Annotated in this window: 16 protein-coding genes and 1 rRNA gene; 9 read left to right on the top strand and 8 right to left on the bottom strand. The window is 35.9% G+C overall.

Going from position 1 to position 15,653, the window contains the following annotated elements:
* Nucleotides 1-62: 62 nt before the first annotated feature.
* Nucleotides 63-311 carry a helix-turn-helix domain-containing protein gene (locus tag U8521_RS04205; RefSeq protein WP_334333675.1) on the bottom strand — a complete coding sequence of 83 codons (249 nt, stop codon included), beginning with the start codon at nucleotides 309-311 and terminating at the stop codon, nucleotides 63-65.
* A gap of 145 nt (nucleotides 312-456) precedes the next feature.
* On the opposite strand from U8521_RS04205, the gene U8521_RS04200 reads away from it, so the two are divergent.
* The gene (locus U8521_RS04200; RefSeq protein WP_334333676.1) at nucleotides 457-693 is read left to right on the top strand and encodes a helix-turn-helix domain-containing protein; all 237 of its coding nucleotides are present in this window, start codon (nucleotides 457-459) and stop codon (nucleotides 691-693) included.
* 77 nt (nucleotides 694-770) lie between these two features.
* On the opposite strand, the gene U8521_RS04195 is transcribed toward U8521_RS04200, so the two are convergent.
* Nucleotides 771-1,259, bottom strand: a complete 489-nt coding sequence (locus U8521_RS04195) for a hypothetical protein (RefSeq protein WP_334333677.1) — start codon at nucleotides 1,257-1,259, stop codon at nucleotides 771-773.
* Nucleotides 1,260-1,843: 584 nt separating this feature from the next.
* On the opposite strand from U8521_RS04195, the gene U8521_RS04190 reads away from it, so the two are divergent.
* The 5 genes from U8521_RS04190 to U8521_RS04170 all read left to right on the top strand — a co-directional run bounded on the left by U8521_RS04190 (nucleotide 1,844) and on the right by U8521_RS04170 (nucleotide 7,955).
* Complete coding sequence (locus U8521_RS04190) at nucleotides 1,844-2,857, top strand: ABC transporter ATP-binding protein (RefSeq protein WP_334351959.1); 1,014 nt, start codon at nucleotides 1,844-1,846, stop codon at nucleotides 2,855-2,857.
* Nucleotides 2,854-3,828, top strand: coding sequence for an ABC transporter ATP-binding protein (locus tag U8521_RS04185; RefSeq protein ID WP_334333679.1), 975 nt, complete (start codon nucleotides 2,854-2,856; stop codon nucleotides 3,826-3,828). The genes U8521_RS04190 and U8521_RS04185 overlap by 4 nt, the downstream gene beginning before the upstream one ends.
* A complete protein-coding gene (locus tag U8521_RS04180) occupies nucleotides 3,828-4,787 on the top strand; it encodes an ABC transporter permease (RefSeq protein WP_334351958.1) in 960 nt (319 codons plus the stop codon). The genes U8521_RS04185 and U8521_RS04180 overlap by 1 nt, the downstream gene beginning before the upstream one ends.
* Before the next feature lie 15 nt (nucleotides 4,788-4,802).
* A complete protein-coding gene (locus U8521_RS04175; protein ID WP_334351957.1) occupies nucleotides 4,803-5,753 on the top strand; it encodes an ABC transporter permease in 951 nt (316 codons plus the stop codon).
* 381 nt (nucleotides 5,754-6,134) lie between these two features.
* A complete protein-coding gene (locus tag U8521_RS04170) occupies nucleotides 6,135-7,955 on the top strand; it encodes an oligopeptide ABC transporter substrate-binding protein (RefSeq protein ID WP_334351956.1) in 1,821 nt (606 codons plus the stop codon).
* 119 nt (nucleotides 7,956-8,074) lie between these two features.
* On the opposite strand, the gene U8521_RS04165 is transcribed toward U8521_RS04170, so the two are convergent.
* Nucleotides 8,075-8,533, bottom strand: coding sequence for a flavodoxin (locus U8521_RS04165; RefSeq protein ID WP_334351955.1), 459 nt, complete (start codon nucleotides 8,531-8,533; stop codon nucleotides 8,075-8,077).
* A gap of 78 nt (nucleotides 8,534-8,611) precedes the next feature.
* The gene (locus U8521_RS04160) at nucleotides 8,612-9,208 is read right to left on the bottom strand and encodes an NAD(P)H-binding protein (RefSeq protein WP_334333684.1); all 597 of its coding nucleotides are present in this window, start codon (nucleotides 9,206-9,208) and stop codon (nucleotides 8,612-8,614) included.
* 177 nt (nucleotides 9,209-9,385) lie between these two features.
* On the opposite strand from U8521_RS04160, the gene U8521_RS04155 reads away from it, so the two are divergent.
* Nucleotides 9,386-9,955 (top strand): sugar O-acetyltransferase, encoded by a 570-nt coding sequence (locus U8521_RS04155; protein WP_334351954.1) that lies wholly within the window; start codon nucleotides 9,386-9,388, stop codon nucleotides 9,953-9,955.
* Between the two features lie 184 nt (nucleotides 9,956-10,139).
* On the opposite strand, the gene U8521_RS04150 is transcribed toward U8521_RS04155, so the two are convergent.
* The gene (locus U8521_RS04150) at nucleotides 10,140-11,198 is read right to left on the bottom strand and encodes a baeRF8 domain-containing protein (protein WP_334351953.1); all 1,059 of its coding nucleotides are present in this window, start codon (nucleotides 11,196-11,198) and stop codon (nucleotides 10,140-10,142) included.
* A gap of 118 nt (nucleotides 11,199-11,316) precedes the next feature.
* On the opposite strand from U8521_RS04150, the gene hemH reads away from it, so the two are divergent.
* Complete coding sequence (gene hemH, locus U8521_RS04145; protein WP_334352067.1) at nucleotides 11,317-12,264, top strand: ferrochelatase; 948 nt, start codon at nucleotides 11,317-11,319, stop codon at nucleotides 12,262-12,264.
* Complete coding sequence (locus U8521_RS04140; RefSeq protein ID WP_334351952.1) at nucleotides 12,254-13,564, top strand: Nramp family divalent metal transporter; 1,311 nt, start codon at nucleotides 12,254-12,256, stop codon at nucleotides 13,562-13,564. The genes hemH and U8521_RS04140 overlap by 11 nt, the downstream gene beginning before the upstream one ends.
* A gap of 376 nt (nucleotides 13,565-13,940) precedes the next feature.
* Here the strand turns inward: U8521_RS04140 and U8521_RS04135 are convergent, their stop codons facing one another.
* From U8521_RS04135 to rrf, 3 genes are all read right to left on the bottom strand, one after another.
* Nucleotides 13,941-14,786 carry an aldo/keto reductase gene (locus U8521_RS04135; RefSeq protein WP_334351951.1) on the bottom strand — a complete coding sequence of 282 codons (846 nt, stop codon included), beginning with the start codon at nucleotides 14,784-14,786 and terminating at the stop codon, nucleotides 13,941-13,943.
* A gap of 64 nt (nucleotides 14,787-14,850) precedes the next feature.
* Nucleotides 14,851-15,393 carry a GNAT family N-acetyltransferase gene (locus tag U8521_RS04130; protein WP_334351950.1) on the bottom strand — a complete coding sequence of 181 codons (543 nt, stop codon included), beginning with the start codon at nucleotides 15,391-15,393 and terminating at the stop codon, nucleotides 14,851-14,853.
* A gap of 169 nt (nucleotides 15,394-15,562) precedes the next feature.
* Nucleotides 15,563-15,653 (bottom strand): 5S ribosomal RNA (gene rrf / locus U8521_RS04125); the annotation flags it as partial.

Here is a 15,653-nt window from a genome sequence, read left to right as displayed (position 1 = left end):
ATTATTTATTTTTTTATATAAGAAGCTAGTCTAAGACAAATAACATTAATGGAGTTTTTTTATTATTCAAGCTCAGTTTGTAAATTTCTGATAATTAATCTTTGCAATTCTTCTAATTTAATTCCATAAAGATCTGATAATACAAAGAGTAATTCTCCATCAATAATTTTATTTTTATCTGTTTCAATTGCACTCAAAACAGAGGTCGAAGTAGAGCAATTGTAGACAGAGCGTGTTTGATCGACTACTTGCTGCAAAGTTAGTTTTTTTAATAATCTCTTTGTTCTTAAGTACTTTCCTATCGTTATCATATGTCAAATACAACCTATTCCTTTCATATATGATATTTTAAACTAAAATATGAATTTTTCAAAAAAGATATTGAAAAAAAATTGGTTCTAGTTTACGATATTGTTGTCCTTAATTAAGGAAATAGCTTAAAAAAAGGAATTTATTATGTATAACAATCAATATTTGAAAGCATATTTTACATTAAAAAATATCAAGCAAAATGATATTGCTAAACTACTTGATAAGTCTACTTCTACAATTCGTCGAAAAAATGATGATCTAGGTTTCACTCAAAAAGAAATTCTACTTATTCATAATAAATACAATATTCCTATCGAAGCATTTTTCTACGATAAGGATGCCGACGATAAAAGTGACACCACATTCTTAGAAAAAGACTAAACATATTAGATAATAAACATATTAATAATGCAGCGCAATACTATTAAAAAGGAGCAGTCCTCTTGGTCTGCTCCTTTTTATTGTCCAATCGTCTTTTGTAATTGATTTAAAGCACCATCATTGGACAACTTCTGGTACTGTTGATAAGCTTGATACCAATTTCCATCACTAATAGCATTTCTCAAGCCATCGTATTCTGAATTAGAAAAAATTTCTTGGGCAGCTTTTTTTGATTGCGTTTCAGTCAAAGACGAAGAATCAGCAATTAAATTAGCTGTCTTATCTTCACTCTTGGACGCAGCGATAATCTCCGACATCTTCTTTTTACCTAAAAACGAAGCTGCACGATCAATTTTTTTGTCGGTTTTAGAATCTCCCGTCTTTTTCGATTTAACTTTTTTAACTAATTCTGATTTAACGACCTTGTCGCTCGGTGTATCATTTCCAGTTGCACTCCGCAAGAAGTTATTCAATGGGAAAAAGAAAATGATTCCTAATACTATTAAAGCAACGACTACTAGTGAAATAGTTAAAATTAGACGTTTCTTATTTTTACGATTCCGCATTTTTCTCACACTTCTTCTACTATTCATCCTAACATCACTTTCAATTATTTTTCTTAATTTGGCTTGTGTTTACATAGTTTGCCACGTCCACAGACTCCTTTCAACCTTTTCTAAGAATTGAATTTTCATGAAATTTATATAAAGATTTTTAAAAAGAGTTTCAAAAATTAATTTTTGAGAAACTCTTTTTTGCTTTCTAAAAAAATCAATTCAATCCCTTGTCGTTATAACGATAATAAATTAATTTTCTGTCTATACCATGTTATTTATGTAATTACTTTTATACCAATCATTAGACTCAGGACACAAAAATATACGTTTCGTCATTTCTAAGTTAACTTTTTTTTAATCTTTCTAATTTGATTGTATAGTCTTGTCATAAATATAAAACTCCTTTAATAAAGCGTTTATGAATATTTTGTGAAGATTTTTAATATTTTTTTAATAATAAGGGTTGTAAATTAGAAACTAATTAACTATAATCGAACTCAATTATTAAAAAAGTTCTTTGCAGCACTGGTACATAACCGCCGATGCGTCTTAGGGTTTAAATAAGAGAATTATTAGAATCAGGAGGGGATCATTTGGAAACTACATCAGATTTTCTAAATATAAAAGACGTTAATACCGCTTTTAAGATTAACGGCAAATACTACGATGCAATTTCTCATATTAATCTCAAAGTTCATCACGACGAGATTCTTGCCATTGTTGGTGAGTCTGGATGTGGAAAAAGTACTTTGGCCACAACCATTATGGGATTGCATGATCCATCAGAGACAAAAATCTCCGGTGAAATCGATTTTGAAGGTACCAACTTACTCAAACTTGATGAAGCTGGTTACAACAAGTTTCGTGGAGCCAAGATTGGCATGATTTTCCAAGATCCACTATCTGCTTTGAATCCATTGAAACGGATTGAAGATCAAATTAGCGAAGTAATGACTTACCATACTAATTTCACTGCTGAGCAAAAGCATAAGCGAGTTTTGGAATTGCTTGATGAAGTTGGAATCGTTAATCCTAAGAGAACTGCTCGTCAGTTCCCTCATCAACTATCAGGTGGTATGAGACAACGTGTTATCATCGCCATCGCCATCGCTTGCAAGCCTGACTTGATCATCGCTGACGAACCAACAACAGCGCTTGATGTTACAATTCAAGCTCAAATCCTAGATGTTCTAAGAAAAATTCAACAAGAAAATCATGCCGGAATCATTTTGATCACCCACGATTTAGGAGTTGTGGCTGAAACAGCCGACCGAGTAGCAGTTATGTATGCTGGTCAAATCGTTGAAGAAGGAACTGCTGATCAAATCTTCAACAAACCAGAACATCCCTACACTCGTTCATTGTTAAAATCAATGCCACAACGTGATAACGAAAATGATGACTTATATGTCATTCAAGGAAATGTTCCATCACTACAAAAGATGCCTACAACCGGCGATCGCTTCGCACCAAGAATTCCTTGGATCGATGCTTCAGCTCATGAAGCTAATCCTTCGATGCACGAAGTCGAACCAGGACATGAAGTTCGTTGTACTTGTTACAAGAGCTTCGCATTTCCAGAACAAACGGGGAGCGTGAAAGCATGAGTTTAATTGAAATTAAAAATTTAAAAGTTCACTACCCTATCCGTTCAGGTTTCTGGAATCGTGTTACCGACTCTGTGAAAGCCGTTGACGGAATCAGTTTCAACATTGAAGCTGGTGAAACTTACGGATTAGTTGGTGAATCTGGATCAGGTAAATCAACAACTGGTAAATCAGTCGTCGGTTTAGAAAAAGTTACAAGTGGTTCCATCATGTATCAAGGTAAGGACATCACTAAAAAGAGAAATCGCAAAGAACTCGATTATAACCACGATGTTCAGATGATTTTCCAAGATTCACTTTCCAGTTTAAATCCTAGAAAAAGAATCGAAGATATTATCGCTGAACCATTAAGAAACTTTGAAAATTTATCCAAAGATGAAGAAAAACTTAGAGTTTTACAACTACTAGATATCGTTGGTTTGGATCCTGATTCACTTTACAAGTATCCTCACCAATTCTCTGGTGGTCAAAGACAACGTATTGGTGTAGCACGTGCTGTTGCAACCAATCCTAAGTTGATTATCGCCGACGAACCAGTATCTGCCTTGGACCTTTCCGTTCAAGCTCAGGTTTTGAACTTTATGAAGAAAATTCAACGCGAATTTGGAATCTCATACTTGTTCATCTCTCATGATTTAGGTGTTGTCAGACATATGTGTAACAATATTGCCATTATGAACCGTGGCCGCTTAGTTGAAATTGGAACTCGTGATGATATTTATAATCATCCTATCCACATTTATACAAAACGTTTACTAGCCGCTATTCCTGAAACAAACGTTAACGATCGTCTTCAACATCGTAAAGATCGTCTAGCCGTTGAAGAAATCTATCGTGAACAACAGGATAAGTATTATGACAAAGATGGCAAAGCTTTTCCTTTAGTACCAGTCAGTCCAACTCATTCAGTTGCTCTACCTCAAGATGTCGCTAACGAAATCATTAAACAGGAAGGAGAGGTGAAAGCATAATGTGGAAAACAGTTCTTCGTCGTGTTCTAATCATGATTCCTGAAGTTATTATTTTAAGTCTTTTAGTTTTCTTACTTGCTAAGGCCATGCCTGGTGATCCATTCACCGGTTCCATTAACCCCAAAGCCGATCCCGCACAACTCCATCACTTGATGGAAATGAACGGTTTGTATGATCCTTGGTATCAACAATATTGGAATTGGGTAGTTCACTTGTTCCAAGGAAATCTTGGTAACAGTTATCAATATCAAGAACCAGTCACACGACTTATTGGTAGCCGTGCCATCAATACAGTTTGGTTAGCTTTACTTACAACAATCCTAACTTATTGTTTCGCTTTACCAATGGGTATGTTCGCCGCAAAACACGAAGGAAAATTACCTGATACAATCATCAGATTCTACACATACATCACTTACAGTATTCCTTTCTTCGTTGTTTTAGTTATCGGTATCTGGATTTTCGGTTACGTTTTAGGTTGGTTCCCAACTACAGGTTCAGTTTCCGCAACTGCCGCTGCTGGTCTTCCAACTTACGGTTCTCACTTGTATCACATCATTTTACCTAGTGTCTTGGGTGCATTGTTTGGAACTGTCAACGTTGTTCAATATCTTCGTTCTGAAGTTATTGACGCCAAACGTTCTGATTACGTCAGAACTGCTCGTTCAAAGGGTGTTCCCGAAAAAGAAATTTACAGACATCATATTTTTAGAAATTCATTATTACCAATTGCCGCTTTTGCCGGCTATTCAATCACCGGTTTGTTAAATGGTTCTATCTTTACTGAAACAGTCTTCTCTTACCCAGGTATGGGATTACTATTTATCAACTCTATTAACTATCGTGATTACACTGTTATTACTGCTTTAGTTTTAATTTACGGAATTTTGAACCTTCTAGGTACCTTACTTTCAGATATCATCCTAAGTATTGTTGATCCTAGAATCAGAATTGAATAAGGGGGCCGTCAATTTATGGAAGAGAATTTAGATAAACATTCAAATATTTCAGCGGCCGACTTAGACCGCTTAACTAAAGAAGCTAATGAAGAAGCAACTCCTTCTTCAGCTAAAATCATCTGGAACGAATTTAGAGCTGATAAACCAGCTTTAATTGCTTTAATTATTGTCGTAGCTTTTATCGCTTTTGTAATGATTGCTTCACTATTCATCAATACACCAAAAATGATGGAAACAAACATTATGAATTACAACATCAGTCCTGGAACCAATGGCTATCTCTTGGGTGCTGATGCAGGTGGTAGATCAATTGCTCAACAACTAATTGTTGGTTCACGTAATTCAATCGGTATCGCCATCGGCTTGACAATTATTTCTTCAACTTTTGGTATTTGTTGGGGATTAATTTCAGGTTACTTCAGTGGCTACATCGACTGGGGTATGCAACGTGTGTATGACTTTATGATGATGCTTCCTATGACCATGATGATCATCGTTTTAGTTACTGTTATCAAAAGTTATAACGCTGTTTCTTTAACATTAATCTTTTCAATTTTCTATTGGGAAGGTACTTCACGTTTGATTCGTTCACGTACCCTTTCAGAATCAGAAAAAGATTATGTTGCCGCTTCTAAAACTTCCGGTACTGGTAGTTTTAAGATTATTTTCAAAGAAATCATGCCTAACATTTCATCATTGATTATCGTTGATACAACTTTATCATTTGCTGAAAACATTGGTGTTGAAACAGGTCTTTCCTACTTGGGATTTGGTCTTCCAATCCAAACACCTTCACTTGGTACTTTGATTGCTAATGCTAATGATCCTAACAACATCACTGAATACTGGTGGACTTGGTTGCCTGCAGCTGCTTTGATTATCATTCTTTGTTTATCTATCAGTTATATCGGACAAGTTCTACGTCGTTCTGCTGATGCTTCACAACGTCAAGGTGCTGCTGATTAGTATATTTATTGAAATTGTTTTATTGAAACGAGCTGCACAGGGATAACCTCTTCCGGTTTACAAAATATTGAATCTCGCCCACTTCGTGGTCAAGCTCCAATATTCCGTAAATCCTCAGAGGCTGACCATCCCTGCTCCGCTCTCTAACGAAAACGAGCTACAGACAACAATCTCTTCCGGTTTACAAAATAATGCATCTCGTCCACTACGTGGCCAAGCTACATTATTCCGTAAATCCTCGGAGATTCCCCGTTGTCCTCCGCTCTCTAACTTTAAGGGGATGGTGCCTACCAAATATTAAGCATAGTCTTTTTGTCACCACAATCACCGACTCAACCAATCGGAAAAAATATAGGGTTACTCATTTAAGGGGGAAACATAATGGTTAAAACTAAGAATAAAGTTGTTCTTTCAGCTGTTACACTTTTGGCAGCTGTCACTCTAGCTGGTTGTTCCAGCAATAGTAGTAATAATTCTTCATCTGGCACTACTGCACAAATTAAATTAAAGCCTTCATTCAAGAATTCTGCTAAAACAGATAAGAATGCTACTAAAAACGGTACTTTGAAATTAGCTGAAGTTGCTGACTCTCCATTCCAAGGTATCTCTGATCCAATTCTTGCATCTAACGCTGCTGATTCCCACGTATTCTCACCTGGTGGTGGAAATAACTTGTTCAACGTTGACAAGAATTACAAGATCATCGATGGCGGTCTTGCTAATCAAAAACTAGATCGTAAAGCAAAGACTGCTACTATTACAATTCGTAGCAACGCTAAGTGGTCAAATGGGGACCCTGTAACTGCTAAAGACGTTGAATACGCCTATGAAGTTTTAGGTAACAAGGAATCTACATCAAGTCAATACTCATCTGACTTTGAAAACATCAAAGGTATGGCCGCATACCACAAGGGTACTTCTGATACTATCTCCGGTATCGAAATGCCTGATGGTGAAAAAGGCAAGACTGTTGTTATCCACTTCGATCACATGTCACCAAGTATGAAGTTCTCTGGTAACTCATACATTTGGGGAACTGTTGAACCTTACGAATACATCAAAGATGTTCCAATTGCAAAACTAGCTGCTTCAGAACAAATCCGTAAGAATCCTATCTTCACTGGTCCTTATAAGCTAGATAAAATTGTTACTGGTGAATCTACTAGTTGGGTTCCAAACAAGTACTACTGGGGTAAGAAAGCCCAAATCGGACACATTACTATCAATGTTGTTTCATCAAATAATATTGTTAAAGCTCTTCAATCTAAGAAGTATGACTCCGTAGTTCCTACAGCTTCTGGTGAAGTTGGTGGTACTTCATACAAGAAATTGAAGAACCTTAAAGGTTATACAAAAGTTGGTCAACCTGCTCTATCATACAGTTACTTCGCCTTTAACTTAGGTCATTACGATACTAAGACTGGCAAGAACGTTGCTGATCCTAATAAGAAGATGGCCAATAAGAGTTTGCGTCAAGCTATGATGTACGCTCTAAATATTGATGACATTGCTAAGAAATTTGGTAATGGTGTTGCATGGCGTGGTAATACATTGATTCCACCTGTATTTGAAAAGTACTATGACAAGTCAGCTAAAGGTTACCCACTAAACATGAAGAAAGCTAAGAAACTTCTTCAAGACGCTGGATATAAGAAGCGTAATGGTAGCAAATGGCGTTCAGATCCAAAGGGTAAGAAACTTGTTATCTACTTCGGTGGTATGAGTGGTAATTCTATTACAGAAGCTACATACCAAGATTACCTACAACAATGGCATAAACTTGGCTTGAACGTTAAGATGTACACTGGTAAACCAGTTGAAATGAACAGCTTCTACGATACACTACAAAAGCCATCACAAAATAAGATGGATCTCTGGTTAGGTGCATGGTCACTTTCATCAGAACCATCACAATCACAACTTTACGGTGATACAGCTCCATTCAACATGGGTCACTTCGTAACTAAGAAGAATACTGAATTGATCAACAAGATGAATGATTCATCTGCTTGGAACGATGAGACACGTACTAAGACATTCAAAGAATGGCAAGCATATATGAACGAACAAGCTGCTGTCGTACCAGAAGAATTCAACTACGTATGGCAACCAGTTAATAATCGTGTTAAAGGCTTCGACTTCAGTCCTGCCAATAACGAACTTTACAGTGATCTAACATTGACTTCTTCTAAATTGAAGTAGTCAATGCAACTCAGTTGATTAGCTATTCTCCCACATTACACACATAATCAGTTAGTCAATTGAAGAATCCCGACAAAAAGACCATCAAGGAAAATTCCTTGGTGGTCTTTTATTTGTGTCTATTCATCAACTTTTTGCAGAAACTCTTGTAGTTGTTCATTGCTATCACGATACCGAAAATTGTCGGTTACTTCACTTGTAGCAAAGACCTTCTTAACTGAAGAAAGCGACTCACTAGCGGTTGACCCTCCGGTAGTCGTAAATGGAATAATTTTCTTACCAGAAAAATCATATTTTTTAGCTAGTGAATGGAAAATCATTGGCAATTGACCACTCCAAGTTGGATAACCGAGAAAAATAGTTTCGTACTGATCAAAATCATCAATATTTGTCGAAATTTCGGGTAAAATCCCCTTTTCCAGCTCGTTCATCCCAACCTTCGAATAATTACTATATCCAGCTGGATAAGGCGTCTTAGGCTCAATTCTGACGATGTCAGCACCAGTAATTTTTTGAACCGCTAGAGCTGCTCTCTTGGTGTTATTAGATAGAGAAAAGTAAATAATTAATTTTGACATTTGATCACCTCAAAGACATCTTAATACCTCAAGCTGACTTTAGGGCAAGAAAAAATGTGACATTTCTGCCACACCAAATTATTTACGACAAATTGCCAAATTTTTCTTAGAATCAAGATTCTTATCGATCACCAATTTAGTGACACAGTCCACTACACTATTAATCGAAACAGCATCACTAGTCAAATCTCCATTAACTAAATCGTAATTGAGGTCGCGACCTTGATCAAACTCAGCCGGACGAATGATCGTATAGTTAAAATTAGAATTTTCAATCATATTAACTGCAGTCTGATAAGGTTGCAACAAAGCATTTTGGGTCAAATTACCAGAAGCTCCATCAGTAACCGGAATCTCGTTGTAAAGACCCATTGATGTGACGAAGATCAAGCGATTCATATTTCTCTTCTTCATCGCATCAATAATTCTTTGAACTGATAAACCTAAATTACTATCCGCTGTAACTAAGACAACTTCATTACCATCAAGCGCTTCATCCAATGGCTTGTCATCCAAGACATCCCCGTGAACTAGACGTCCTCTCTTATCATCAATTGATAGCATATTAGTATTACGAGCCATCAAAGTTAAATAATCATCAGTATTTTGTAAAAGACTCTCTGTTACTCTTTGACCAACCAAACTAGTTGCACCAATTATTAAAACATTTGTCATATCCATTACCTCCGATTTTTATTCCACTTCTATTCTAAATCTTTTTGTCAAAACTGGAAATTCTGCCGTTTGTAAAGTTTCAAATGAACACAATTTAAAATCGCTTACATTCTTGATTTTTCAGTAATTATGTTATGCTTAATATACACTTATATTTATGAGGAGATATGAAAGAAAATGGAAATTGATCAAGACCCTGCGTATCAGCAGATGATAAATGGAGAACTTTACCTAGAATCTAACCTTTTGGCCAGGTTGCGTGACGACATTAGAACTAAATTAATGACTTATAACTTAATTACAGACAATGACGAACGTAATGAAAAAATCAAACACCTGTTGAAAAAAGTTGGAAACAGATTTTTCGTAGAGCCAACCTTCTACTTCAGTTACGGTGAAAATATCACGATTGGTGATCACTTTTATGCCAATCACGACGTAACACTTTGCGACGAGGGTCAAATCACCATAGGAAATAATGTCAAATTTGGCCCTAAAGTTGGTCTATACACACCAAAACATCCAATGGACCCATCAGTTCGCCGAACAGAAGCTGAAAGAACTGCTCCTATTACGATTGGAAACGACGTTTGGATCGGTGGTAGTGCCAGTATCCTACCAGGCGTCACACTAGGTAATAACGTTATCGTCGGAGCTGGGTCAGTCGTTACCCATTCATTTCCTGACAATGTAATCGTTGTTGGAAATCCCGCTAGAATTTTAAGAGAAAACAAACTAACAAAATAACTGAAAAATAGGAGAGCGGGACATAACATGGTCAGCTTTCGAGCATTAAGGCAAATAGCACCGGGTAATCGTTCTTTGATTACCCGGTGCTATTTGTTTTAAGAAGAAATTGCTATGTTATGTTCCGCGTTTATGCTGCAAGTTTAGGAGTAAAAAATAGTTATGTCCCAAACTCCTATTTGATTTAATAAACAATTGCCCTCATTTGAGGAACGACCGCTTCTTCTGAATAAATAACTCGGCAATTGATTTTCTTAAGAATCGATTCAGTCATTAACTTATTGTGTTCAACTGAATACGATAACCCATCATTACAAGAAATTAACTCCCGCACATCACGATTAGCTAAGGCAAAATTGATTGTATCTAAATCGTGAATCAACCGTTCTTGATTGTCAGCACGATGTAAGTCATGTTTGATTTTTTCAGTCATGGCTAAACTTTCAAAATTCTTATATTCACTAATTTTTTCCATTAATTCTTGATGACTAAGATTCAACAACGATGCATGAATCACTCCATCCACATATTTTCGATACCCCATACTTAAGTAAACGTCTAACACTTCTGGTAAGCCAGTCAAAATAAAACTGTATCCCTTTTTAGAATGCAAAGCACTCAAGGCTCTGTCCAAATATTGATAATAGATCATTTGATCCTTCTGCTGTTCTTCTGGTTTAGAACGATGCCCATGGAAATTAGGATTCTTGCCGCCGTATGAGCCCGAGTTAACATTTGATTCCGCATCAAAGTCTGGATAATAGTCAGCAAAGTGAGCATGAATCCCCTCTAATTCAACTTCTTTGAGACTATCAATATCAAAAACGTTAATTCGATCACGACTAATGTTCAGTAAATAATCCGGTTTAGTCAAATTTTCCTCTGGCAACAATAAGTCTTGCACTAAAAACGTCGTTCCCACATGAGCTTTTTGCATAACTTTATGTTGCAACTCACAAACTTCTATCTGTTCATTATTAGTAAAAATTAAGAGTGAATTCTTTGCTGTACTGAATAATTGGCGATCCAACAACAAACTATTCAGATTCTTGGCTGCCATATCCCACAAACGTCTCGGGTAGTTTAATTCTAAATCCTTCAAAACGTCCTTCAATAAGTTTTTATAATTCAAAATGTTTTCTTCAATCTGTGGAGTTTCCGGTTCGATTGGCAAAATAATACTGATCTTAGGTTCAACTTTCGAAGATAGTAATTTAAATAATCTGTCATCTTTAATACGCATAATTCCACCTCATTATCTTAAAACTTATCGTTTTTATTAGTATATTTTTATATTAGCATGATATATGTTTTATTGTCTAATTTAATATAGAATGAATTTATAAAATAAATGAGGCGATATCATGAAAGGTCTATTGTTAGTTAATCTAGGTTCACCTAAATCACCCAAGACTGAAGATGTAAAAAAATATCTCTTAGAATTTTTAAGTGATCAAAATGTTATTGAAATGCCCAAGGCAATCTGGCAACCACTTTTAAGAGGCGTGATTCTACCAATGCGTTCATGGCGTTCTGCTACTTTTTACCAAGATTCTTGGACTAAAGACGGTTCTCCTTTAATCGTTAATACACAAAAGATAACTGATAGAGTTCAAAAATTACTTCCTGACTGGAATGTCAAAATGGCAATGACGTATGGTCAACCAGACATTGTTCAAACTTTGAAACAGATGCAACGTGACGGCTGCCAAAAAGTGACCTTGATACCATTATTTCCGCAATACACCCAAAGTAGTTCTAAATCAATCATCGACCAAGCTAAAAAATCCGATGTTCCATTAGAAATAATCGACCGCTTTTATAATGAAACAACCTATCAAGAGATTCTTGCTCACCAAATTCAAATTGCTTGGAATCAAGGAAAATATGATGAACTATTTTTTAGCTACCACAGTATTCCCACTGCCATGGTAAAACACGGAGATCCTTATCAACGTGAATGCGAAGAAACAACTACTAAAGTATCTAATCTGCTAAGTATCCCCAAAGAAAATATTAAAACTGTTTATCAATCAAAATTTGGGCCTATGCCTTGGCTAAAACCATATCTAAAAAATGCTCTCATGCAAGCCGTGGAATTAGGACAACGAAATATTTTAATAGCTACACCTTCATTCGTGGCCGACTGCCTAGAAACTATTGAGGAAGATTACGTTCAAAATTATCAAACCTTTAAAGCTAGTGGTGGTGACACCTTCGAATTAGTCTCACCAATGAATGACGATCCTAAATTCTGCCAATTTTTAGCCGATTTAGCTGTTAGAACTGAGGCCAACCATGCCCAATAAAAAAAGTTTAGATGAAATAAATGAAAGTGTCACTGTACCAAGTGTTTATGAAACATCCTTTCTCCAAAAATTCTTGGCTTACAGTGGCCCTGGTGCATTAGTAGCCATTGGTTATATGGATCCTGGTAACTGGCTAACTTCTCTTTCTAGTGGTAGTCAGTTTCGATACCAATTACTATCCGTTCTACTCATATCGATTCTAATCGCGATGTTTATGCAGTTTTTATCAATAAAGCTAGGAGTGGTTGCCAGACTGGATTTAGCTCAGGCCATTGCTCAAAAAGTTCCCCAACCAATTCGTTATATTCTTTGGATTCTTAACGAGATTGCCATGATGGCAACTGATTTAACCGGGGTAGTTGGAACAGCCATTGCCTTAAAATTACTCTTTGGATTACCACTTCTTTTCGGAATTTTGTTAACAATTTTTGATGTTTTGATTGTGTTATTATTTTTAAGATTTGGAATTAGAAGAATTGAGTTCATAGTTTTGGCAGCTATTCTAACCGTTGGAATCATTTTTGGAATTGAAGTTTTTCGAACCTCTCCCAAATTTTCAGCTATTACTACTGGTCTTATCCCAACGACTAGCCTATTTACCAATCACACTAAGTTAATCCTCGGATTAGGTATAATCGGTGCTACAATTATGCCTCATAACATTTATTTACATTCTTCGCTGGCTCAAAGCCGTAGATATGATCACAACAATCCTAAACAAGTCAATGAAGCCTTACGTTTTGCTAACTGGGATTCCAATGTCCATTTAGTGGCCGCCTTTATTATCAATGCACTACTATTAATTCTTGGTGGTACTCTATTTTTTCATAAAGCTAATTTGGGTGACCTCCAAGACGTCTTCAATGGACTCAAGAATACTGCTATTGTGGGCAATTTAGCTAGTCCTTTAATGAGTACTCTTTTTGCTTTTGCCTTATTGATAACTGGCTTAATTTCTTCAATCACAAGTACCCTTTCTGGACAAATAGTTATGGAAGGATATTTAAATATTCGTCTGCCTCTTTGGAAAAGGCGACTCTTAACTCGCCTAGTAACTCTGATTCCTATTTTGATAATCGGATTTATAGTTGGCTTCAATGACCATGACTTTGAAAATTTGATCATCTATGCTCAAGTTATTCTCAGTGTTGCTTTACCGTTTACTTTATTCCCATTAATATTTTTAACAAGCAATAAAAAACTCATGGGAAAACACGTTAATACTAAATTAACTACAGCGCTTGGATTGATATTAGCAATATTAATTACTTTTTTGAATTTACAACTCCTTACTATATAAAAAACAGGCCAAGATAATCAAAAGTAGGTTCTTTCTTAAGTTTGGTTGGTATAAGATGCCGTCTTCCGCACAAGCCCTGTGATGAGCTGGAACGCTGCCGACGCTATTTTGAGCTTTTGCACAGTTCACAAAATCTCAAAACTAGGTCTTCTTGTAAGTGCTGAAGCACTAACAAGAATTTGGCGGCTGAGTCATCACAGGGCTTGTGCTCCAGACTAAATAGAAGGTTTTATTATTTATTCTATATAACTCTAAAACTAAATAAAGAAGCTGAATTAGTGCTACATGCATTAATTCAGCTTCTTTTATTTTTACAACCAAACTTGAAAAAGAACCTAAAGTACGATTATCTTGGCCTGTTTGTCTTAATATTCAATTATCCTTGAGTAGAATTATGTGAATGTGATGGAGCTGTATCAGGCATTGCATTCAATGTTTTCATATCTTCCTCACTAATTTCAAAATCTAATTTAGCATTATCTTCAATGTGTGCCTTGTGAACAGCTTTTGGCAATGGCAAAACACCATTTTGAACTACAAATTGAATTGCCAATTGAGCCACACTGACATCATACTTTTCAGCAATCTTTAGAACATCTTGATTATGAATCAAACCGCCTGTAGCAAGTGGTGAGTATGCCTCAACTAAAATATTGTTCTTCTGAGCAAATGTTGTGATCTTAGGTTCCGTGAAACCAATATAATATTGAATCTGATCAACCATTGGTTTGATTGTTGCTGTCTTTAATACATTTTCCAAATCATGAACATTAAAATTCGAAACACCAATAGCCTTTACACGGCCAGACTTATAAATTTCTTCCATGGCACGCCAAACATCTTGGTTCTCTTTGTCATAATTTGAACCTACTTCACTCCATGGCCATGGAGCATGGATCAAATAAAGATCAAGATAATCCAATCCTAAATTATTCATGGTCGTATCAAAATCTTTAAGAGCACCGTCATAACTCTTAGTTTGAGCTGGTAATTTAGATGTCACAAAGATATCCTCACGTTTGACACCTGATTCTTTAATAGCTTCACCAACTTCTTTTTCATTGGCATATGCTAAAGCAGTATCAATATGTCTATAGCCAATCTCAATAGCATCGTGAACCGCTTGTTTTGCATCCTTGGCAGCAATTTGCCATGTACCAAAAGCTACCTTAGGAATCTTAACACCGTTACTAATTTCAAATGTATCCGTTAACTTAGTCATAAAAAAACTCCTTCCATATTAACAAGTTTATATTACTACCTAAAGTTAACTTTATGGCAAATATTTACTCCAATTTTTTCCAAGGAATAATTGGTTTCATATCATTTTCTTTTCTATTCAAAGTTTTTTGTAGCCAAGTGATATCCAACCACCGATTAAATTTAAATCCTGTCTTTGGAAAAACACCAACTACCTTATAGCCAAGCTTTTCGTGAAATTTAATACTGTTGAGATTCTCTTCCGTCACACAAGCCATCAAATTAACGACTCCTTGTTTAGTTAAGATCTCTTCTAACTTTTTATACAGCATTGTTCCTAGTCCATGACCCTCAAAATTGTGATCCAAGTAAATACTAGCCTCAACTGTCCACGCAAATGCTGCTCGGGGTCCGTATAAATGTGCATAGGCATATCCTAGAATTTTGTCATCGTCATCCACAGCAACAATATAAGGAAAGTTTTGTGAAATATCGTGAATTCTTTGACGAAAATTATCTAGTGTTGGAATATCCTTTTCAAAAGTTATCGTGGTATTTGTAATATAAGGTGTATAAATATTCAACAATGCACTAGCATCATTTTCCGTGGCTGGTCTAATCTTTACCATATTCTTACCTTCTCTTTTCATTGAATCAGTTAATAATTAATTATTATAAACTTTTTAAAGAATCGATTAACAATTATTGAATAAAAAAGCACGACATCCATTAGGATGAAGTGCTTTCTACCTTTTTTAGACACAAAAAAAAGAACCTACCAAGTAGATCCCTTAGGTTGCGTAGCGACTATCTATCCTCGCGGGTAGTTTCCCACCAACTACTTTCGACGTGAAGAAGCTTAACTTCTGTGTTCGGCATGGGAACAGGT

The organism is Companilactobacillus miaonis (assembly GCF_036913615.1).
Lineage (GTDB): Bacteria > Bacillota > Bacilli > Lactobacillales > Lactobacillaceae > Companilactobacillus.
Note: the sequence above shows the minus strand (reverse complement) of the source record. Positions and strands in the feature narration are given on the sequence as shown.